Genomic DNA, 20,484 nt, shown 5'->3' with positions numbered 1-20,484 from the left:
CTTTGATCAGTCACGTCCCTGTCGCGATGCCTCAACGATATATCGGAACTATTCTTATGACAACCCCAGGCCTGACCTGCGGTTGTTCCACGCCCCGCGCATCGGAGCGAAGGCAAAGGGCCGGCCGGGACGGCGCTCAGGCGGGTCTTGCGCCACAGCCACAGCCGCCGTGCGCAGAACGGCGCGGCCACCTCGGAGTGCCGCCGGACGCTGACGCTGCACCCGCAGCCGACCGGGTCCGGCGGCTCGCTGCGCATCGTCTGCGCCGAGGGCCCGGGCCGGTACGTGCCGGGCGGGTTTCCCCTGGGCTCCGGGGACGTGGGGTACACCAGGGCGGTTCCCTGAACCTGCACGAACCGGGCGCCGTCCGGGCTCTGCTCGACGCGGCGGTGGCCCGCGGATGGCAGCTGGGCCGGGACGGCGCGACGGAGGTCGACGGCTGGCCCCTGCCGGAGGTGGCGGCCGCCGCGCGGGCCGGGGACGCCGACCTGTGAAAGGGCTGGGCCCTACGCCTCGTACTCGGTGAGGTCGATGGCGTGCACGTTCAGCGCGTGACCGTACAGGGGATGCGTCGTCTCGCGTTCGTGCGTCATGCCGAGCTTGCGGACGACGTTCTCGGAGGCCTGGTTGCCCACCCGGTCGATGCTGATGACCCGGTCGATGCCACGGTCCTGGAGCGCGAACTCCAGCGTTGCCTGGGCGGCCTCGGACGCGTACCCCTGGCCCCAGAACTGCGCGCCGAGCCGCCAGCCGATCGCCACGTCGGGCATCGCCTCCGGCAGGAACTCGGGCAGGAAGAGCCCCGTGAAGCCCGCCAGCTCGCCCGAGGCGAGGAGCTCCACGGCGAAGAGGCCGAAGCCCTCGTCGTCCCACTCCTCCTCCCACCGCTCGATCTCCTCCGCGGTGCGATCGAGGTCGTGGACGGCGCCGTCGTCGATCCAGCGCATGACGCGGGGGTCCGCGTTGATGTCCGCCATGGGCGCGAGGTCGTCGTCGTGCCAGCGGCGCAGGAGGAGGCGGGGGGTGCGGATCTCGGTCATGGGCTCATCCTGCCGAAGGCGGGCCGCTCAGCGGTAATCGCGGCGGTCCCGGTCGTCCCCGCTCACACCACGAAGGTGTCCGGATCGCTCTCGTCCCAGGCCAGGGCCCACTCCCGGGGCAGGCCCTTGCCGTCGAGGAGCTGGCCCGGTTCGAGCCAGGTGAACAGTTCGGCGTACGACAGCACCGCGTCGTACGCGGTGCGCCGCCGCAGCATGTACGGGCGCAGCCGGGCCGGGTCCGTGACGCCCATGGACGCCATGATCTGCAGCGCGCTGTGCACCGTGGCCCGCTGGTAGCGCCGTACCCGCAGGGCCTTGTCGGGCACGTCCAGGGCGCGGCCCCGGCCCGGGTCCTGCGTCGCCACGCCGACCGGGCAGGTGTTGGTGTGGCAGCGCTGGGACTGGATGCATCCGACGGCGAACATCATGGCGCGGGCCGCGTTGGTGTAGTCCGCGCCCTGGATGAGGCGGCGCACGATGTCGGAGCCGGTGGCCACCTTGCCGCTCGCCCCGATCCGGATGCGGTCCCGCAGGCCGGTGCCCACCAGGGCGTTGTGCACGATCGACAGGCCCTCGGTGAGCGGGGTGCCGACGTGGTCCACGAATTCCATGGGTGCCGCGCCCGTGCCGCCCTCCGCGCCGTCCACCACGATGAAGTCGGGCGTGCAGTCCTCGGCGAGCATCGCCCGGCAGATCGCGAGCACGTCCCGGCGGCTGCCCACGCACAGCTTGAACCCGGCGGGCTTGCCGCCGGCCAGGCGCCGCAACTCGGCGATGAACCGCACCAGTTCGCGGGGCGTGGAGAAGACCCGGTGATAGCTCGGCGAGATCACGGTCTCGCCCTCGGGCACCTCACGGACCCGGGCGATCTCCGCGTTCACCTTGGCGCCGGGCAGCACACCGCCCATGCCGGGTTTCGCGCCCTGCGAGAGCTTCAGGGAGACGCAGCGCACGGACTCCCCCGCCGCCTTGCGCCGGAACTCCTCGGCGTCGAAACCGCCGTCGTCCGTACGGCAGCCGAAGTAGCCGGTGCCGATCTCCCACACCAGGTCACCGCCGTGCCGCAGGTGGTGCTCGGAGATGCCGCCCTCACCGGTGTCGTGCGCGAACCCGCCCTCGGCAGCGCCCTTGTTGAGCGCGAGGATGGCCTGCGCGGAGAGCGAGCCGAAGCTCATCGCCGACACGTTGAGCAGCGCCATCCCGTACGGCTTCGTGCAGTCGGGGCCGCCGACCGCGGCCGTGGGCGGGGTGTCGGGCACCGGCTTCGGCGCCACCGAGTGCGTGAAGAACTCGTAGCCCGGCTCGTACACGGACAGCTCGGTGCCGAACGGGTCCTCGTCCGCCACGCCCTTGGCCCGCTCGTAGACGGTGGAGCGGGTGTCCTTGTCGAAGGGCCGCCCGTCGTAGTCCCGCTCGACGAAGTACTGCTGCACCTCCGGACGGATCGCCTCCATCAGGTAGCGCAGATGCCCCACGACCGGATAGTTCCGCAACACGGAATGCCGGCGCTGAGTGATGTCGTACGTCCCCACGACGGCGGCACCCAGGAGTGGCGCCGCCGCACACCACCACCAAGGGCTCACGGCGAGCGCCAGACCGCTCACGGCAAGGGCCACCGCCGCGAGTACGGCCACCATCGCGGTACGCAACACGGCTTCCGCCACCTCCTCGCTCCGCCACTCCGCAGGCCGCCCACCCCGCCTTCTGCCTGCCTACCAGGGGAAGCCGGGGCCCGCCAGACGAGTCCGCCGCCCCGCCCACGCACCGGGGAGGCCCACATCGGCGCACGGGACCACAGTCCAATCACACCCAGAAACCAGTCCAGGAGATCCGGATTGGCCTTGTCCCCAGCACTTCGCGGCCCCCTACCGTCGTCCTCATGCCGACTTCCCACCGCATCCGCATCGTCGACGCCTTCACCGACCGCCCCTTCGCCGGCAACCCGGCCGGGGTCATGCTCCTCGACGCCTTCCCCGACGACACCTGGCTGCAGCACGTGGCCAGGGAGGTCAACCACGCGGAGACCGCCTTCGCCCACCGGCTGCCCGAGGGCGCCGACGCCGACTGGGCGCTGCGCTGGTTCACGCCCGCCACCGAGGTCAACCTCTGCGGCCATGCCACTTTGGCCACGGCTCATGTCCTGCACACCACCGGCACCGCCTCGGGCACCGTCCGCTTCGCCACCCGCGGCGGCATCCTCACCTCGACCGCGCACGAGGACGGCACCCTCACCCTCGACTTCCCGACCGCCCCGCTCACCGTGACGGACCTGCCCGAGGGCATCGCCGAGGCCTTGGGCGCCGAGCCGCTCGCCGCGTACGACACGGGCCATGACCTCGGCGACCTGCTGGTCGAGCTCGCCGACGAGAAGACGGTGCGGGCGCTCGCCCCGGACCACAAGGCGCTCGTCCGGCACTCCGAGCGCGGGATCATCGCCACGGCGCGCGCGGAGGACCCCTCCCGCGGCCACGACTTCGTCTCGCGCGGCTTCTTCCCGCGCGTCGGCATCGACGAGGACCCGGTGACGGGCAGCGCGCACACCGCCCTCGCGCCCTTCTGGGCCAAGCGCCTCGGCCGCGCCGAACTGACCGGCCTGCAGGCCTCGGCACGCACCGGCCTGGTCCGCACCGAGCTGCGCGGCGACCGCACCCTCCTGACCGGCCGCGCGGTCACGGTCATCGAGGGCGAACTCCTGGCCTGACCCGTGCCCGGCGTCCGAGAACGTGGCCGGACGGGGCGCCGCCTATGAAGGTGTGGGCAGCCACCCCACCTTTCCGGCGAGCAGCGCGTATCCGACGAACGCCCCGGTGTCGAGCAGCGAGTGGGCCACCACCAGTGGCCCGACCCGCCCCCACCTGCGGTAGAGCAGCACGAAGACCACGCCCATCGCGAGGTTGCCGAGGAACCCGCCGATGCCCTGGTACAGGTGATACGAGCCGCGCAGCACCGAACTGCCCACCAGCGCGGCCATCGGTGTCCACCCCAACTGTCCGAGCCTGCGCAGCAGATACCCGACGACGATCACTTCTTCGAGGACCGCGTTCTGCACCGCGGACAGCACGAGGACGGGGTACTTCCACCACACGTCGGGCAGCGCCTCGGGCACCACCGTGAGGTTGAAGCCGAGCCCGCGGGCCGCCAGGTAGAAGGCGATGCCCGTGCTGCCGATCACCGCGGCCACCGCGGTGCCGCGCCCCAGGTCCGGCCACGGCCGCCGCCGGTCGAACCCGAGCGTCCCCAGCCCTTCCCGCTCCCGCAGCAGGAAGTGCGCGACCAGCGCGACCGGCACCAACGCGCTCGCAATTCCGAACAATTGCCACGCGAGATCAAGCCACGGCCGGCCCGGCGCGGCCGACGCGTTCATCGTGGCCGCCTGGTCCTTCAGACCGCCCGGCTTGGTGACCGATCCGACAAAGCTGATCAGCGCTGACACGCCGCTCGCCCCGAGCGAGAGGGCCAGGACGAGCAGCGTCTCGTCCCGCAGGATCCGCCGCGAACTTCCGTCCGCCGGAAAAGAACCGGCCATCGGCCCCGGCTCCTCTTGCACTGACGCCTCCAGTTGAGTAATCCCGCCTCATCCCCATCCTCGCCCCGCTAGGGTCTCGAAAGAAGTTACGAAGATCGTGCGCGACAGGCCGAGGGGGACTGACGCCGCTTTCGGGCGTACCGCCCCCTCTTTCCTTGCTTCACCGTTCAAGGAGGGGCACCACCGCCATGGGACGTCACAGCTTGCCCGATGAGCGCGGGAGCGCAGCGCCCGACCCCCGGCAGCGTTCGCGCGGCCGTTCGGTCGCCATCGCCACGGCACTCGTCCTCGTGGTGGCGGGGGGCACGGCGGTGGCGGTCCGCAGCGGACTGCTCACGTTCGGCGGCTCCTGCGGCGACGACGCGGTGCGCCTCGACGTCGTCGCCGCCCCCGACGTGAGCCCCGCGCTGCGCGAGGCCGCCGAGGCCGCCCGCGAGGAGGAGCTCACCTCGGACGGGCACTGCATCGACGTGCGGGTGACCGCGCGCGACTCGTACGCGGTGGCCGCCGAACTCCGTGCGGACAAGGGCGATCCCGACTACGACGTGTGGGTGCCGGACTCCGAGCTGTGGGTGCAGCAGGTCGGCCTCGGCGCGAAGCAGACCAAGGTCTCCCCGGCGGGCAACATCGCCTCGTCACCGGTCGGCATCGGCATGATCCCGTCCGCCGCGGAATCGCTGGGCTGGCCCAAGAAGACGTACGACTGGACCGAGTTGACCGGGGCCGCCATGAAGGGCGACAAGCTGCGCCTCGGCGCGGCCGACCCCGCGCGCAGCGCGACCGGACTGCTCGCGCTCGCCAAACTGGGCGCCTCCGCGAAGAAGCAGGGCGGAAAGGAGGGCGACACACATGCAGCAGCGCTGGCGAAGGCCCTGTCCGCCCGCACCACCGCCGGCGATGGCCGACTCCTGGACACGCTGGCCCGCGACGCGTCCGGCACCGAACAGGGCGACCCCCGCCGCAACCAGGCGCTGATCGTCTCCGAACAGGCCGCGTACACGCACAACGCGTCGGCGGGCGAGGAGAACAACCTCGACCTCTTCTACCCCAAGGACGGCTCGCCCCGGCTCGACTACCCGTACACGCTCGTCGAGGACGACCGGATGTCCACCGACACGAGCCGCGCGGCCCTGCGCTTCATGACCATGTTCAGCGACGGGGAGGGCCAGGGGATCCTGGCCGAGCACGGCTTCAGGACCGGCCCCGACGAGCCGTCCGACAAGCTGATCACCGCCGCCGGCGGCCGCACCCCGCAGCCGTATGCGGCCGAGGCCACCGACCCGCCCTCGGACAAGCAGCTCCAGGAGACCCTGGGCATGTGGACGATCACGGTGCAGAGCGCCCGGCTGAGCACCGTGGTCGACGCGTCGGAGTCCATGCGTCAGCTCGTCCCTGGCCGCGCCGAGTCCCGTATGGAGGTCACCAAGGCCTCACTGCTGAAGGCCCTCGCGGGCTTCACGGACGAGGACGAGATCGGCCTGTGGGAGTTCGCCACCCGGCTGGACGGCGCCCGCGACTACCGCGAACTGCAGCCGACCGAGCGCCTGGGCGACCGCAAGGGCGGCGCCACCCACCGCGACGAGCTGTCCGAGGCCTTCAGCGGCCTGCAGCCCGTGCCCGGCGGCGCCACCGGTCTGTACGACACCACGCTCGCCGCCTACAAGGAGGCGCGGTCGACGTACGCGAAGGGCAAGTTCAACGCCCTGGTGATCCTCACCGACGGCGCCAACCAGGACCCGGGGAGCATCTCGCGCGGCTCCCTCATCTCCCAGCTGGACGAGCTCTCCGAGCCCGGGCGGCCGGTGCCGATCATCGCCATCGCCGTAGGACCGGACGCGGACAAGGACGAGGTCCAGCAGATCGCCGCGGCGACCGGCGGCTCCGGTCACCAGGTCGACGACCCGGCGCAGATCCACGCGGTCATCCTCAAGGCGATCATGGAGGCGGGCAGCAGCCGGGGCTGAGGCCACCCCTCGGTGTCCCCGGCCCGACGCCTCAGCCCAGCGGCACGGCGGGCGCCCTGAGCCCGACGGGCCACGTGTGCACCGGCTCCCCCACGTGCATCAGCTCGAAGTACCGCTGGGTGGTCGCGGCCAGCGCCTCCTCCCGGGCCATCCCGCTCTCCAGCGCCCGGTGGTACGTCGTCGCCTGCCACGACGCGCCGTTGACCCGCCGGCGGCACCGCTCCTCGATCACCCCGAGGTACAGGTCCCGGTCGGCCGGCTCCACGCCCCACGCGTCCAGGCCCGCGGCCGCGAGGGGCAGCAGCTCGTCGCGTACCAGCTGCACGGCCGCCACCTCGTTGAGGCCGCCGAGCCTGCCGCGCCGGGGCCACTGCAGGGTGGCGTCGATGCCGTGGCGGCACGCGGCGTCGAAGTTCTGGGCGGCGGCCTCGAAGGGGAGCCGGGTCCACACGGGCCGGGACTCCTCGGCGAGCGCGCGCACGAGTCCGTAGTAGAAGGCGGCGTTGGCGATGACGTCGGTGATGGTGGGGCCCGCGGGCAGGACGCGGTTCTCCACCCGCAGGTGCGGGACGCCGTCGGCGATGCCGTACACCGGACGGTTCCAGCGGTAGACGGTGCCGTTGTGCAGGACGAGTTCGCCGAGGCGCGGCACGCCTCCCGCGTCGAGGACACCCATCGGGTCCTCGTCCTCCATCAGGGGCAGCAGCGCAGGGAAGTACCGCAGGTTCTCCTCGAAGAGCTCCAGCGGCCTGGTGATCCAGCGCTCGCCGAACCAGGTGCGCGGGCGCACGCCCTGGGCCTGCAGCTCGGGCGGCCGCGTGTCGGTGGACTGCAGGAACAGCGGCGGCCGCGACTCGCGCCACAGCTCACGGCCGAACAGGAACGGCGCGTTGGCGCCCACGGCGACCTGCGCAGCCGCGATCGCCTGCGCCGCGTTCCACACGTCGGGGAACCGGCCCGGCGTGACCTGCAGGTGCAACTGCACGGATGTACAGGCCGCTTCGGGCGCGATCGACGCGGAGGTGCAGGTCAGCCGCTCCACGCCCTGGATGTCGAGGGCGAAGTGCTCACCGCGCGCCGCCACGATCTGATCGTTCAGGAGGGCGTAGCGGTCGACGTCCGAGAGGTTCCCCGAGACCAGATCGGCGCGGTTCAGCGTCGGCAGGATGCCGATCATGACGATGCCGGCGTCGAGCTCGTTCGCCTTCCTGTGCGCGTAGTTGAGCCCGGTGCGCAGCTCTTCGGCGAGTCGGTCGAGAACGCGTCCGCCGAGCCGGTGCGGAGCAATGTTCACTTCCAGATTGAACATTCCGAGTTCCGTCTGGAAATCCCGGCTCGCAATGCGCTCCAGAACCTGCGCATTCAACATTCTCGGCAGCCCGTCCGGCCCGGCGAGATTCAGCTCGATCTCCATCCCCATCAGATTCTTGGGACGATCGAACCGCTGCTCCTCCAGCAATCGCTCCAGCCCCGCAAGACACTCTCGGAGCTTGCCTCGGTAGTGGTTCCGATCGGCCAGGTCGAACGTGCCCGCCGCGACCTTCTCCCCCATCGAAGCGTCCCTCCTAGAACGGAGCGACCGAGGACCCGGCCGCTGTGTACGGGGGATGATGCCCCGGCAATGTGATCGATAACGCCCCACGCGCGACCACCGACCAGTACGCTCGACGCAGCTGTCGTCCGGCACATTCACCAGGCATGCGGCACGGTGAAGATTCCCTTCCGACGCGCCTGGTCAAAAGTACCGGCAAAAATCGGCCGACCGCGCCCGAGCGGCAATGCGAGGTCATGACGGTGGACCCCGCGCAAAATCGGGTGAAAGCTCTCACAAGCGCGTCCGAATAAGGACTTGCTCGCAATATCCGCTTCGTCTAGATGAAACATCGTTCGAACACATCTCGTATAAACTCCACAATCTAGGCAGAGAGTTGGCGCTCGCGGTTCCAGCCCCCGCCCCTCTGACCCAGAGCTGACAGCGACGTCACGCACCTGCCCCCGCTCCACCGTGCCTGTCGAATGAGAGAGGCGACCCACCATGCCGCTGCATGTCCCCCCGGCCCCCGCGCCCGCCCTGCGCAGCGTTCTCGCGGCACTCGGTTCCCCCACCGCCGTACGCGAGGCCCGCACCCCGTCCCTGCGTACCGCACAGGGACCGGCGAGCCCGGAACTCCCGCTGCCGGTCCACGTCCTGGACCGCATCACTCCAGAGGGCACCTCGCCCACCCGCCTCGCCGGCTGGCGCTTCCTGATCCGCTGCGGCGAACGCGCCGTGGCCGCGGCCGACACGATGCTCACCCCCGACGGCTGGGCGTTCTCCCACTTCTTCGAAGGCCCGTACATCGCCTCCACCGAACGGGCGCTGCGGCACGCCGAGGCCATGCCCATGCCCTGCCAGCCGCGGCTGCTGTCCGTACCCGAGCTCTACATGATCACTCTCTGGCTGCACCGCGACTGCACGGACGACGGCGCCGAGGGCCCTCTCGCCGCCACCGACCTGCTCGTGCCGCTGGCACCGGCGCCGCCCGGCATCGCGGCCCACCGCCCGCACCGTGTCGCCGAGTTGCTCCCGATGCTCAACCACCGTCTGACCCCGGCGCCGCTGCTGAGCTCACCCGCCTGACGCCACCCCCTGCGCTTCCTGGTGCCCCGTGCCCCCGGCCGCGGGGCACAGTGCTGTCCACCCAAGTGGACTAGCCCAGTAAGGCCACCCCGAACCACCCAAAGGGACAGGGAAGTTGAGCTGAACCGTCCGGGCGGGTGATACGTCATTAAGCGGGAGAGGCCGCTGCACCAAAATCCCTGCGGATTGACGCCCGGAGGGCAACACTGGGAGCGGACCGACTACAAACGGGGGGCGGTTATGAACACCGCATCGAGCCACAGGACCGACGTCACAGCCATCTCATCGCAGCGAAAGAACCCTTCCATGTGCCAGCACCAACCACCGTGCCCGACAGCCGACTCCGCCGACCGGGAAGCCGCACTCCTCGCGGCGAGCCACCCGGAGCAGGGCTGGAGCCTGCTGTGCAACGGCGTCCTGCTCTTCGAGGACACCGGTGAGCTGCTGCCGGACGGTCAGATCATCGCCCCGCACCGACCGCTGGGCACCGACCAGGTCATGACAGCCGCCTGAGCACTGGCACATCCGCACACCCGTACTTCCGCGCAGCACCGACGCACCACCGACGCTCCACAGACAAGACGAGGGGCCGGCCCGGAGAGAAGTCTCCGAACCGGCCCCGCCGCATGCCCGGCTCCGCACGGGCGCGGTCATCAGTCCTCGTACGCATCCAGGGGCGGGCAGGAGCAGACCAGATTCCGGTCGCCGTACGCCTGGTCGATGCGGCGCACCGGCGGCCAGTACTTGTCCGCGGCGGCGACGCCGGACGGGAAGACCGCCTCCTCACGGCTGTAGCCGTGCTCCCAGTCGCCGCCCAGGGCCGCGGCGGTGTGCGGCGCGTTGCGCAGCGGGTTGTCCTGCGCGGTCCACTCGCCGGAGCCGACCTTCTCGATCTCCCGGCGGATGGCGATCATCGCCTCGCAGAACCGGTCGATCTCGTGGAGGTCCTCGCTCTCCGTCGGCTCGATCATCAGCGTGCCGGCGACCGGGAACGACATGGTCGGCGCGTGGAAGCCGTAGTCGATGAGCCGCTTGGCGATGTCGTCGACGCTGACGCCGGTCGCCTTGCTGAGCGGACGCAGGTCGATGATGCACTCGTGCGCGACGAGACCGCCGGGACCGGTGTAGAGCACCGGGTAGTGCGGCTCGAGCCGCTTGGCGATGTAGTTGGCGGAGAGCACCGCGACCTGGGTGGCCCGCTTGAGGCCCTCACCGCCCATGAGGCGCACGTACGACCAGGAGATCGGCAGGATGCCGGCCGAGCCCCACGGCGCCGCGGAGATCGGGCCGACACCGGTCTCGGGTCCCGCCGCGGGCTGCAGCGGGTGGTTGGGCAGGTACGGCGCGAGGTGCTCGCGGACGCCGACCGGGCCGACGCCGGGGCCGCCGCCGCCGTGCGGGATGCAGAAGGTCTTGTGCAGGTTCAGGTGCGAGACGTCGCCGCCGAAGTGGCCCGGCTTGGCGAGGCCCACCAGGGCGTTGAGATTGGCCCCGTCGACGTACACCTGGCCGCCGGCCTCGTGCACCGACGCGCAGATGTCGGCCACGTGCTCCTCGAAGACGCCGTGCGTCGAGGGGTAGGTGATCATCAGCACGGCCAGCTCGTCGCGGTGCTTCTCGATCTTGGCGCGCAGGTCCTCTATGTCGACCTCGCCGTCCCCGGCGGTCTTCACGACGACGACCTTCATGCCGGCCATCACGGCGCTCGCCGCGTTCGTGCCGTGCGCGGAGGACGGGATGAGGCAGACGGTGCGCTGCTCGTCGCCGTTGGCCCGGTGGTAGCCGCGGACCGCGAGCAGGCCCGCGAGCTCGCCCTGCGAGCCGGCGTTGGGCTGCAGGGAGACCTTGTCGTAGCCGGTGACCTCGGCGAGCCGCTCCTCCAGCTCACGGATGAGCGTGAGGTAGCCCTGGGCCTGCTGGGCGGGCGCGAAGGGGTGCAGCTGGCCGAACTCGGGCCAGGTGACCGGCTCCATCTCGGTGGTCGCGTTGAGCTTCATGGTGCAGGAGCCCAGCGGGATCATGCCGCGGTCGAGCGCGTAGTCCCGGTCGGCGAGCCTGCGCAGGTAGCGCAGCATGGCCGTCTCGGAGCGGTACTGGTGGAAGACCGGGTGGGCGAGGTAGTCGTCGCCGCGCAGCAGGCCCTCCGGCAGTGTGTCCGCCGTCTGCTCGTCGAGCGCCTCGATGTCCGCCTCGACCCCGAACGCGCTCCACACGGCGGCCAGCTGGCCCCGCGTGGTGGTCTCGTCGCAGGCGAGCGAGACGTGGTCGGCGTCGACCTGGTGGATGTTCACGCCGCCTTCGCGGGCGGCGGAGACGAGCTCCTCGGCCTTGCCCTCGACGCGCACGGTCAGCGTGTCGAAGTACGCGCCGTGGACGACCTCGACGCCGCCGGCGGTGAGGCCCGCCGCGAGGAGCGTCGCGTACCGGTGGGTGCGCCGCGCGATCGACTTCAGGCCCTCGGGCCCGTGGTAGACGGCGTACATGCCGGCCATGACCGCGAGCAGCACCTGCGCGGTACAGATGTTGCTGGTGGCCTTCTCGCGGCGGATGTGCTGCTCGCGGGTCTGCAGCGCGAGGCGGTAGGCCTTGTTGCCGTCGGCGTCGACGGAGACGCCGACGAGCCGCCCCGGCAGGCTGCGCGCGAACTTCTCACGGACCGCCATGTAGCCGGCGTGCGGTCCGCCGAAGCCCATCGGCACGCCGAAGCGCTGGGTCGTGCCGACGGCGATGTCGGCGTCCAGCTCGCCGGGCGAGGTGAGCAGCGTCAGGGCGAGCAGGTCGGCGGCGACGGTGACGACGGCGCCGAGCTCGTGCGCCTGGTCGATCAGGGGCTTGATGTCGCGTACGGCACCGGAGGCGCCCGGGTACTGGATCAGCACGCCGACCACGCCGCGCTCGGCCACCTCGGCGGGCACGCCTTCGCTCAGGTCGGCGACGACGACCTCGACGCCGGTGGGCTCGGCACGGGTCCGGATGACGGCGACGGTCTGCGGCAGGGCGTCGGCGTCCACGAGGAACACGCCGTCCTTGACCTTGCCCATGCGCCGCGAGAGGGCCATGGCCTCGGCGGCGGCGGTGCCCTCGTCCAGGAGCGAGGCGCCCGATGTGGGCAGTCCGGTCAGCTCGGCGACCATCGTCTGGAAGTTGAGCAGCGCCTCGAGCCGGCCCTGCGAGATCTCGGGCTGGTACGGCGTGTAGGCCGTGTACCAGGCCGGGTTCTCCATGACGTTGCGCAGGATGACCGGCGGGGTGAAGGTCCCGTAGTACCCGAGCCCGATCATGGAGTCGAGGACCTGGTTCCGGTCGGCGAGGGAACGCAGCTCGGCCAGGACCTCGGCCTCGGTGCGCGCGCCGGGCAGGTTCAGCGCCTCGGCGTTCTTGATCACATCCGGCACCGCGGCGGCCGTCAGCTCGTCGAGCGAGCCGTACCCGACCTGGGCGAGCATCTTGGCCCGCGCTTCCGCATCGGGCCCGATGTGCCGCGACTCGAAGGGGATGCCCTGCTCGAGCTCGGAGAGCGGGATGCGATTGGTGGCAGTCATTGCGGAGGCCTCCTGGTCTGCACGACCTGCGAGGGGTACCACGGCGCGGGTACCCGGACGGCCTCCCCCTCTGTCATCTCAACCTGAGAGCTTCACAGGCCCGTCCGGTCCATGGACAGATCTGCTTTCACCGTCGGTGAGGAAGGGTTCCGAACGTGCCCGCCCGACGCCCGCCCTGCTTTCCAGAGTGACCTCGTCCGTGCGGTACGGGTGCCTGAGAGATTCCGGGGAGGATTTGCTCCTTCGGCGCCTCCGGGAAGTGCATTCCGGAGAGCTCTCCCGCACGGGGTCAGCAGCCAGGCGCCAGCCTACCAGCGAGGACCATGGCCGATCCCTCGAGTGGCCGCCTGCCCCGAAGTGCTCTTTCGTAGTGACTACGAACGAATAAGGATGAGTTACGCCCGATTTCGACAAGCCGCGATCAGCTGGAGGGCCCGTGCAGACCGACATCGATCCGCGCAACCTGATCGGCCGCAAGGCGTTCGACAGGAACGGGGCGAAGATCGGCACGATCGACGAGGTCTACCTCGACGATGCCACCGGCGCCCCGGAGTGGGCGGCCATACGCACCGGCCTGTTCAGCCGCGACACCTTCGTCCCGCTGGAGCCGAGCGAACTGGTCGAGGACGGCACCCTGCACATCCCCTTCGACCGCGCCCTGATCAGGGACGCCCCGGACTTCGGCGTGGGCCGCCACCTCTCCCCCGAGCAGGAACTGCAGCTCTACCACCACTACGGCCTGGACACGGCCCCGCCGCAGGCCCCGCCGCCCCCGGACCAGACCTTCGGCCGGATCGCGGGCACGGAAATCCCCTGAGCCCCGTCCCACGCGACACCCCTCACTCCGGTCACTCCGGTCACTCCGGCCCGGAGCGCACCTCGGCCCTGCCCTCCGCCGCCGCACCAGCGACACCGGACCCGGCCTCGAGCTCCGCCCCGGCCACCCCCTCGCCGCACGACCCCGCGCCGACCAACGGCAACGGCTCCGCGAGCTCCAGATCCAGGTCGTCCGTCTTGAACGTCCGCACCCGCCCGGGCGGCGAACCGGGCGTCTCGAAGCGCACCGTCACCCGCCCCAGACCGCTCCCCTGCACCCACCCGTGCCCGTACTCGGCATGCCGCACGTCGTGCCCTGCCGCCCACCGACGCTCCGCCGGCGCCTCGGTCTCCTCGGCGAGCTCCCTGCCCCGCTCTTGCGCCGTGTCCCGCTCCGTCGGCACCGCCTCCCGGGCCCCGACGACACCCGCCCCGGCCTCGGCACGGCCCTCAGCACCGGCCTCGGCCGCCGCCACCGCCACCGCCAGGAGCGCCTCGGCCGCCTGCGCCTGCGCGAACAGGTCCTCCTGCGTGTAGTCGGCGAGGCCCGTGACGCCCACGCCGAGCAGCCGCACCCCGCCCGTGGTGTCCACGGCCTCCAGCAGCCGCGCGGCGGCCTCCCGCACCACCCCGGGGTCGTCCGTGGGCCCGCGCAGCGTCTCGGACCGCGTCAGCGTCGAGAAGTCGAACCGGCGGACCTTCAGCACGATGGTCCGCCCCGAGTGCCCCGCCGCCCGCAGCCGCTGCACACACCGCTCGGCAAGCCGCGCCACCTCCGTCCTGACCCGCACCCTGTCGTGGATGTCCACGTCGTACGTGTCCTCGACGCTGACCGACTTCGACTCACGCTCCGCCACCACGGGCCGCTCGTCCCGCGCCAGCGCCATCGCGTACAGCGAGCCGCCGTGCGCCTTCCCCAGCAGCCGTACGAGCTCGTCCTCACCGGCCTCCGCGATCTCATCGACCGTGATGATCCCGGCCCGCCGCAAATGGTCACCCGTGGCCGGCCCCACGCCCGGCAGCGTCCGCACCGACATCGGACCGAGCAGCGCACGCTCCGTCCCCGGCGCTATCAGCCTGAGCCCGTCCGGCTTGGCCTCCTCGGAGGCGATCTTCGCCAGCATCTTGGAGACGGCGAGCCCCACCGAGCCGTTCAGCCCCGTCACCGCCCTGATGTCCGCCCGCAGCCGCTCCCCCACGGCCCTGGCCGATCCCTCGTCGTCGGCGACACCGCCCGCCTCCAGGTCCACGAAGGCCTCGTCCAGGCTGAGCGGCTCCACGAGCGGTGACAGTGCCCGCAGCAGCCCCATCACCTGTTCGCTGACCTCGCGGTAGAGCCCGAAGCGCGGCACGAGGTAGGCGGCGTTCGGCGCCAGCCTGCGCGCCTGTCCCATGGGCATCGCCGAGTGCACCCCGAACCGACGGGCCTCGTAGGAAGCGGTGGCGACCACGCCTCGCGGCCCGAGACCGCCCACGACCACGGCTTTTCCGCGCAGGCTCGGCTTCGCGGCCTGCTCCGCGGACGCGTAGAAGGCATCCATGTCCAGATGCAGAATCGTCGGCGCGCTTCTCACATCTCCGATGCTGCCCTACGCCACTGACAACGCGGCCTCAGACGGCCTTGTTGCGCCGTCTGGCCAGCTCGTCGGCCGGGTTGTGCCCGACGAGGGTCTCCCCGGTGTCGATGCGCTCGCCGTGCAGCTGGGACAGCGCGGCCTCGACGTCCTGCCAGACGACGCCCACGGCGATCCCGAAGACCCCCTGGCCGCCCTGGAGCAGTTCGTGGACCTCACTGGGGGACGTGCACTCGTAGACCGTCGCGCCGTCGCTCATCAGCGTCATCCGCTCCAGATCGCGGAACCCGCGCTCCCGCAGATGCTGGACAGTCGTACGAATGTTCTGCAGCGACACCCCGGTGTCGAGGAAGCGCTTCACGATCTTCAGCACGACCACGTCACGGAAGCTGTAGAGCCGCTGTGTCCCGGAGCCGCCCGCGGCCCGCACGCTGGGCTCGACCAGACCCGTACGGGCCCAGTAGTCGAGCTGTCGGTAGGTGATGCCCGCGGCCGCGCACGCGGTGGGACCGCGGTAGCCGACCTGCTCGGTGTGCTCGAACGTAGCGTCCCCGCTCCCCTGGACCGCCATGGGCCGGTTCGGAGAGTGCTCGGCCGCGCCGCCGTGGAGCGGGTACGGACCGCCCATCGCCGTACCGTCGCCGCTGCTTCTCACGCCGACCTCCCTCCTTGACCTGCCTTCACGACGGTAGGCAGTCGCCAGGGGCTCGTCAACGATCGCCACACTCGGCACGCCGAGTGATAATCACCCTGAGAGTGGTTTCCCGTGCCTCACCGCGGGGAAAGGCTAGCTGAATGGTCCGACGCGGGCCGCCGGAAGCGGCTCACTGGCTGTTGGTCCCGAAGTCCTCGGGCGAGATCTGGTCGAGGAACTCGCGGAACTTCTCCACTTCGTCCTCCTGCTCGTCCGGGATCGCGATGCCGGCGTCGTCCAGGACGCCGTCGCTCCCGAAGATGGGCGTCCCGGTGCGCAGCGCCAGCGCTATGGCGTCGGACGGGCGCGCACTCACCTCGACACCACTGGCGAAGACGAGCTCCGCGTAGAAGACCCCTTCGCGCAGGTCCGTGATGCGCACCTCGGAGAGCTCCTGGCCCACCGCCTCCAGCACGTCCTTGAACAGGTCGTGGGTCAGCGGCCGTGCGGGTGCCATGCCCTGCTGAGCGAAGGCGATGGCGGTCGCCTCACCTGGTCCGATCCAGATGGGGAGGTACCGGTCGCCTCCCACTTCACGCAGGAGCACGATCGGCTGGTTGGAGGGCATTTCGACCCGGACACCTACGACGTCGAGCTCGTTCACACAGCAACCCTAGGACGTGGCTGGCAGGTTTGGGTAGTCGGGCACCCGCCGAGTACCGGCCGGGCACGGTCCGCGTCAGGGCAATCTGACCCCGAGCGCCGTCTGCACGAGCGCCGAGTGCAGACGTCCGGTGAGGCCCGCCAGCTCCTTGGTGCGCGCCTCGGCATGGGCCCTGGTCTGCGGATTGCGGTGCCGGCGCAGCGGCGCGACCACCTGGTCCACGAGCCCGGCCTCCCGCTCCGCGGCGGCCTTCATGACCCTCAGGTGACGTGGCTCGATACCGAACCGGCCCAGTTCGACGACGAGCGTGGCGACCGTGACGGCCTCCGCGTCGTACCCGCCCTCGGGCAACGGTGCGACCAGGCCGTACGTCTCCCACTCCGCCAGCTGCCGCTCGTCGATCTCCGCGGCGGCCAGCAGTTCGTCACGGCCCACACGGGCCGCCGTGGGCCCCTCGGCGTCGTCCTGGCCCAGTGGGTCGTCGCCGTCCCGCTGACGCCCCAGGGACGGCAGCGGGGGGCGCTCGCCGCGCTCCAGCGCGTCGAGGTGCTCACGGATGACCTTGAGCGGCAAGTAGTGGTCGCGCTGCATCCGCAGGACGTGTCCGAGCCGGTCGACGTCCTCCGGGCTGAACTTCCGGTAGCCGGAGGGCGTGCGCTGCGGCTCGATGAGCCCCTCGGCCTCCAAAAACCGGATCTTGGAGATCGTGACCTCGGGAAACTCGTCACGCAGGAGGTTCAACACGGAACCGATGCTCATCAGCCGACGGTCCGCGGCGGCGGTGCCGGTGTCGGCACCGCCACTCGGTGTTTGAAGCATGGACCTTCCCTGGGGTTCCCCCCAGACGGCGTCTGGGGGCGGGTCAGATGGCCCGCTGGCTCGCGTAGAAGACCAGGCGGTACTTGCCGATCTGCACCTCGTCGCCGTTCGAGAGCGCGACGGAGTCGATACGCTCACGGTTGACGTACGTGCCGTTGAGGCTGCCCACATCCGCGACGGTGAACGAACCGTCCTGGACGCGACGGAACTCCACGTGGCGACGCGACACGGTCACGTCGTCCAGGAAGATGTCGCTCTGCGGGTGACGCCCGGCCGTGGTCAGCTCGCCGTCGAGCAGGAAACGACTGCCCGAGTTCGGACCGCGGCGCACCACGAGGAGCGCGGAGCCGAGCGGCAGTGCGTCGACGGCCGCCTGCGCCTCCGGGGAGAGCGCGGGTGACGGGTTCTGCCCCGTCACCTCGGCGTCGTAGGCCTCCAGGCCCGAGATGGAGATCGTCGAGGTCGTCTCGGAGGGGCGCTCCGGAGCGGCTCCGGCCCGCAGCGGAGCGCCGCAGTTGGAGCAGAACCGGCTCGCCTCGGCGTTGCGGTTCCCGCACCTCGTACACACCAGAGCCATGGACGGATCCTCCTGCCGCGGCTGCCCCGCAGGGCCATTCGATGCGTACGGGTCCGAGGCGAACCCTCCACCCGTACTTGAGGTTGACGGTTCTCCGAAACCTATGCGGCCGGGACCGGCAGGGTCAACAGACGACGCGCCCTGTCCGCCCGAAATGTCACCACCTGGACCAGCGACCTGATCGCGGAACATCGGGCGCCCTGCGCCCTGCTCCTCACCGTCTCCGTGGCGCGGGGCACGGTGCCGGGCAGTGGCCGGATTGCCGCTGTCCTCACGTGCACTCTTGCCGAACAACTTCGCAAACAACTTCACGGGCGATTCCCCTTGACCGAAACAGACCCGCCCGTGGGGCAGGACGAACCCTGATTGCACACACCGGCATTCATCGGTGAGCCAGACATCCTCACAACGTCTGTGGCCACCAAACAGTTTCCACCACGCACCACGCTTCCGGTGCGCCGACCCCCCGCAACCTCATGCCCTCGCCTGACGCGCCCCATGCGTCCGCCCCTCACTGGGAGGACGACCGAGCGTAGTCAGGCCGCTTCGCTGGTCGCAAGGCGTTCACAATGATCTTCTCCGAGCGTTCCACGGTCACCGTGGCCTGCTCCTTCTCCAGAGTCTGCACCACACCGCCGGGGATGTTCAGCGCAGGCTCGAGATCCTGCGGCTTGCCGATCACCTTGAAGAGGTACGGCTCGCCGACCTTGTGGCCGTCCACCCGTACGCCACCGCCCTCGGCATCCGACAGATAGGTGTTGGCCACCACCCGCACATCGTTGATCTGGATCGCCTCGGCGCCTGCGGCGCGCAGCTCCTGAATGGCGTCGAGCAGCATGTCCGCCTCGATCGCCCCCTTCTTGTCCTCGATGGTCAGCGTGATGCCGGGCCCCTGGGCCGCCACCGTGCCTGCCAGGATGCCGAGTTGCCGCTCCCGCTCGACCGTCTGCTTACGGGCCTCCTCGGCCTGGTCCGAGCTGTTCTCCAACCCGGTCCGCTGGTCCTCGAGGCGCCGCTTCTCTTCTTCCAGACGCTGAGTCCGGTCATCCAGTTCATCGAGGATGCGTACGAGATCTTCCTGTCGCGCGCCGCGCAGCGCGCCGCTGTCGTTGTTGGACCGCACCTGGATGGCCAGGCCCAGGCCGAGCACGAACAGCAGCAGGGCGACGATGAGTTGGGGCCGGGTCACCCGCGGCGGCCACAGCCCCTGCGCCAGCCGCTGACGGCCGGTCAGCCGGGGCGGGCCCTCGGGGTCCGCCGGCGCGGGCGTCTCGGGCGCGCTGGGGACCTCCGCCGGGAGTTCCCTGCGCCGGTTGTAGTCGGGCCTCTCGTCACTCACGGCGTCACGCCCTGAAGATGTGTCGGCGGATCGCGGCGGCGTTGGAGAAGATGCGGATGCCCAAGACCACGACGACGCCCGTGGACAGCTGGGCGCCGACGCCGAGCTTGTCCCCCAGGAACACGATCAGCGCGGCCACCACCACGTTCGACAGGAACGACACCACGAACACCTTGTCGTCGAAGATGCCGTCGAGCATGGCCCGCAGCCCTCCGAACACGGCGTCGAGAGCCGCGACCACGGCGATCGGCAGATAAGGCTCGACGACCGCCGGAACCTCGGGCCGAACCAACAATCCGGCCACGACTCCCACGACGAGGCCCAGTACGGCGATCACGATGTGCCCTTTCCTGCCTTCGGCTCTGCTGTACGTACGGTCACGCTCGGCGCTGCCGGCAGCCGGAGCTCGTCCGACACGGAGATGCTGGTCCGGATGCCGAAGTTCTCCTGCAGAGCATGCAGGTACTGACCGTCACGGCTGTTCTGGAACCGGGAGCTCAGGCGCTTCCCGTCCCCCACCGCCAGCACCGTATACGGCGGCACCAGCGGTCTGTTGTCGACCAGTATCGCGTCACCGGCGGCCCTGATCGCCGACAGCGCGGTGAGTCGCTGGTCGTTGATGGAGATGGCCTCGGCGCCCGACTGCCACAGGCCGTTGACGACGCGCTGCATGTCGCGGTCGCGCACCCGCCCGGTGTCGGAGAACCCGTTGCTCTCGCGGGGCCCGCCGCCGCCCTGGGCGGCCTCCTTCTTGTCGTCCACGACGAGCTTCACGCCCTGTCCGTGGACCTCCGAGGCCCCGGAGAGGAGACCCACCAACTCCCCCTGGCTGCCACCGTGCTTCTTCAGCGCGGCCTCCTGCCGCTCACCCACGTCGTCGCGGAGCTTGTCGACATCGTCTTCGAGCTTGTCGGCTCCCGCCGTCGCCTCTTCGACACGGTCGATGAGCTCCTCGCGCTCCTTGGCCAGCACCGGTGCCTCTATCCGCGCCTGCGCGGCCCCTACGGTGACCACCAACGCGGCGAGCACCAGCCCTGCCGCGAGCCCGAGTTTGGCCCGCAACGGCCGCGGGACACCGCTGTCCCCCTTGGCCTTCTTGCGGACCGCCGCCTCCGCGTACCCCTCGTCAAGGCTGTGGTCCATGACGGTGGTGAGCAGCGACATGGACGCGTCCGGGCGCCGGGGGCGCGAGGGGGTGCTCCGAACGGGGGGCTGCTGCGGCATGCCGCACATCGTCGCACGTCGCGGGCGCTACCTCCGAATGGCCCCACCGGCGCGGGGGGGGGGGGGGGGGGGGGGGGGGGGGGGGGGGGGGGGGGGGGGGGGGGGGGGGGGGGGGGGGGGGGGGGGGGGGGGGGGGGGGGGTACG

19 protein-coding genes and 1 riboswitch are annotated in these 20,484 nt (G+C 70.9%); of the genes, 6 read left to right on the top strand and 13 right to left on the bottom strand.

Translation table 11 applies throughout. The features are described 5' to 3' along the window. The first annotated feature begins 147 nt into the window (after positions 1 to 147). The gene (locus tag ACZ592_RS00110) at positions 148 to 345 is read left to right on the top strand and encodes a hypothetical protein (RefSeq protein ID WP_471579184.1); all 198 of its coding nucleotides are present in this window, start codon (positions 148 to 150) and stop codon (positions 343 to 345) included. 161 nt (positions 346 to 506) lie between these two features. Here ACZ592_RS00110 and ACZ592_RS00105 read toward each other — a convergent pair whose 3' ends face one another. Both ACZ592_RS00105 and ACZ592_RS00100 read right to left on the bottom strand, forming a co-directional pair. Then, positions 507 to 1,040 carry a GNAT family N-acetyltransferase gene (locus ACZ592_RS00105; RefSeq protein ID WP_471579183.1) on the bottom strand — a complete coding sequence of 178 codons (534 nt, stop codon included), beginning with the start codon at positions 1,038 to 1,040 and terminating at the stop codon, positions 507 to 509. Positions 1,041 to 1,102: 62 nt separating this feature from the next. Further along, complete coding sequence (locus ACZ592_RS00100; protein ID WP_471579182.1) at positions 1,103 to 2,692, bottom strand: FMN-binding glutamate synthase family protein; 1,590 nt, start codon at positions 2,690 to 2,692, stop codon at positions 1,103 to 1,105. 227 nt (positions 2,693 to 2,919) lie between these two features. Here ACZ592_RS00100 and ACZ592_RS00095 point away from each other — a divergent pair, with 227 nt between their 5' ends. Beyond that, positions 2,920 to 3,741 (top strand): PhzF family phenazine biosynthesis protein, encoded by an 822-nt coding sequence (locus tag ACZ592_RS00095; protein WP_471579181.1) that lies wholly within the window; start codon positions 2,920 to 2,922, stop codon positions 3,739 to 3,741. A 42-nt stretch (positions 3,742 to 3,783) separates the two neighbouring features. On the opposite strand, the gene ACZ592_RS00090 is transcribed toward ACZ592_RS00095, so the two are convergent. Continuing rightward, complete coding sequence (locus tag ACZ592_RS00090) at positions 3,784 to 4,566, bottom strand: CPBP family intramembrane glutamic endopeptidase (RefSeq protein ID WP_471579180.1); 783 nt, start codon at positions 4,564 to 4,566, stop codon at positions 3,784 to 3,786. 188 nt (positions 4,567 to 4,754) lie between these two features. Between ACZ592_RS00090 and ACZ592_RS00085 the strand changes: the two genes are divergently transcribed. Beyond that, on the top strand, positions 4,755 to 6,530 hold the full coding sequence (locus tag ACZ592_RS00085; protein ID WP_471579179.1) for a substrate-binding domain-containing protein: 1,776 nt from the start codon (positions 4,755 to 4,757) through the stop codon (positions 6,528 to 6,530). Positions 6,531 to 6,561: 31 nt separating this feature from the next. On the opposite strand, the gene ACZ592_RS00080 is transcribed toward ACZ592_RS00085, so the two are convergent. Continuing rightward, positions 6,562 to 8,082: a glutamate-cysteine ligase family protein gene (locus ACZ592_RS00080; protein ID WP_471579178.1), complete on the bottom strand. Its 1,521-nt coding sequence runs from the start codon at positions 8,080 to 8,082 to the stop codon at positions 6,562 to 6,564. Between the two features lie 483 nt (positions 8,083 to 8,565). Between ACZ592_RS00080 and ACZ592_RS00075 the strand changes: the two genes are divergently transcribed. Both ACZ592_RS00075 and ACZ592_RS00070 read left to right on the top strand, forming a co-directional pair. Continuing rightward, a complete protein-coding gene (locus tag ACZ592_RS00075; RefSeq protein ID WP_471579177.1) occupies positions 8,566 to 9,150 on the top strand; it encodes a hypothetical protein in 585 nt (194 codons plus the stop codon). Between the two features lie 306 nt (positions 9,151 to 9,456). Beyond that, a complete protein-coding gene (locus ACZ592_RS00070; RefSeq protein ID WP_471579176.1) occupies positions 9,457 to 9,663 on the top strand; it encodes a DUF5999 family protein in 207 nt (68 codons plus the stop codon). 140 nt (positions 9,664 to 9,803) lie between these two features. Here ACZ592_RS00070 and gcvP read toward each other — a convergent pair whose 3' ends face one another. After that, positions 9,804 to 12,692, bottom strand: a complete 2,889-nt coding sequence (gene gcvP, locus ACZ592_RS00065; protein ID WP_471579175.1) for an aminomethyl-transferring glycine dehydrogenase — start codon at positions 12,690 to 12,692, stop codon at positions 9,804 to 9,806. A 192-nt stretch (positions 12,693 to 12,884) separates the two neighbouring features. Next, positions 12,885 to 12,984: riboswitch (glycine riboswitch) on the bottom strand. Positions 12,985 to 13,128: 144 nt separating this feature from the next. Between gcvP and ACZ592_RS00060 the strand changes: the two genes are divergently transcribed. Further along, the gene (locus ACZ592_RS00060) at positions 13,129 to 13,509 is read left to right on the top strand and encodes a PRC-barrel domain-containing protein (RefSeq protein WP_471579174.1); all 381 of its coding nucleotides are present in this window, start codon (positions 13,129 to 13,131) and stop codon (positions 13,507 to 13,509) included. A gap of 40 nt (positions 13,510 to 13,549) precedes the next feature. On the opposite strand, the gene ACZ592_RS00055 is transcribed toward ACZ592_RS00060, so the two are convergent. The 8 genes from ACZ592_RS00055 to ACZ592_RS00020 all read right to left on the bottom strand — a co-directional run bounded on the left by ACZ592_RS00055 (position 13,550) and on the right by ACZ592_RS00020 (position 20,348). Then, positions 13,550 to 15,082, bottom strand: coding sequence for a DNA polymerase IV (locus tag ACZ592_RS00055; RefSeq protein ID WP_471579173.1), 1,533 nt, complete (start codon positions 15,080 to 15,082; stop codon positions 13,550 to 13,552). Between the two features lie 37 nt (positions 15,083 to 15,119). Continuing rightward, positions 15,120 to 15,737: a MerR family transcriptional regulator gene (locus ACZ592_RS00050; RefSeq protein WP_471579172.1), complete on the bottom strand. Its 618-nt coding sequence runs from the start codon at positions 15,735 to 15,737 to the stop codon at positions 15,120 to 15,122. Positions 15,738 to 15,906: 169 nt separating this feature from the next. Next, positions 15,907 to 16,380, bottom strand: coding sequence for a bifunctional nuclease family protein (locus ACZ592_RS00045; RefSeq protein WP_063795355.1), 474 nt, complete (start codon positions 16,378 to 16,380; stop codon positions 15,907 to 15,909). 75 nt (positions 16,381 to 16,455) lie between these two features. Continuing rightward, on the bottom strand, positions 16,456 to 17,199 hold the full coding sequence (gene ftsR / locus ACZ592_RS00040; protein ID WP_471579171.1) for a transcriptional regulator FtsR: 744 nt from the start codon (positions 17,197 to 17,199) through the stop codon (positions 16,456 to 16,458). A 43-nt stretch (positions 17,200 to 17,242) separates the two neighbouring features. Continuing rightward, the gene (locus tag ACZ592_RS00035; protein WP_471579976.1) at positions 17,243 to 18,205 is read right to left on the bottom strand and encodes an FHA domain-containing protein; all 963 of its coding nucleotides are present in this window, start codon (positions 18,203 to 18,205) and stop codon (positions 17,243 to 17,245) included. Positions 18,206 to 18,287: 82 nt separating this feature from the next. Further along, positions 18,288 to 19,115: a DUF881 domain-containing protein gene (locus tag ACZ592_RS00030; protein WP_471579170.1), complete on the bottom strand. Its 828-nt coding sequence runs from the start codon at positions 19,113 to 19,115 to the stop codon at positions 18,288 to 18,290. A gap of 4 nt (positions 19,116 to 19,119) precedes the next feature. Next, positions 19,120 to 19,452 (bottom strand): small basic family protein, encoded by a 333-nt coding sequence (locus ACZ592_RS00025; protein ID WP_030794354.1) that lies wholly within the window; start codon positions 19,450 to 19,452, stop codon positions 19,120 to 19,122. Next, a complete protein-coding gene (locus ACZ592_RS00020) occupies positions 19,449 to 20,348 on the bottom strand; it encodes a DUF881 domain-containing protein (protein ID WP_471579169.1) in 900 nt (299 codons plus the stop codon). The genes ACZ592_RS00025 and ACZ592_RS00020 overlap by 4 nt, the downstream gene beginning before the upstream one ends. Positions 20,349 to 20,484: the final 136 nt, after the last annotated feature.

The sequence above is a fragment of the Streptomyces sp. NPDC040622 genome, from assembly GCF_055593965.1.
The sequence above is the reverse complement of the archived record's forward strand: the minus strand, read 5'-3'. Positions and strand labels throughout refer to the sequence as shown.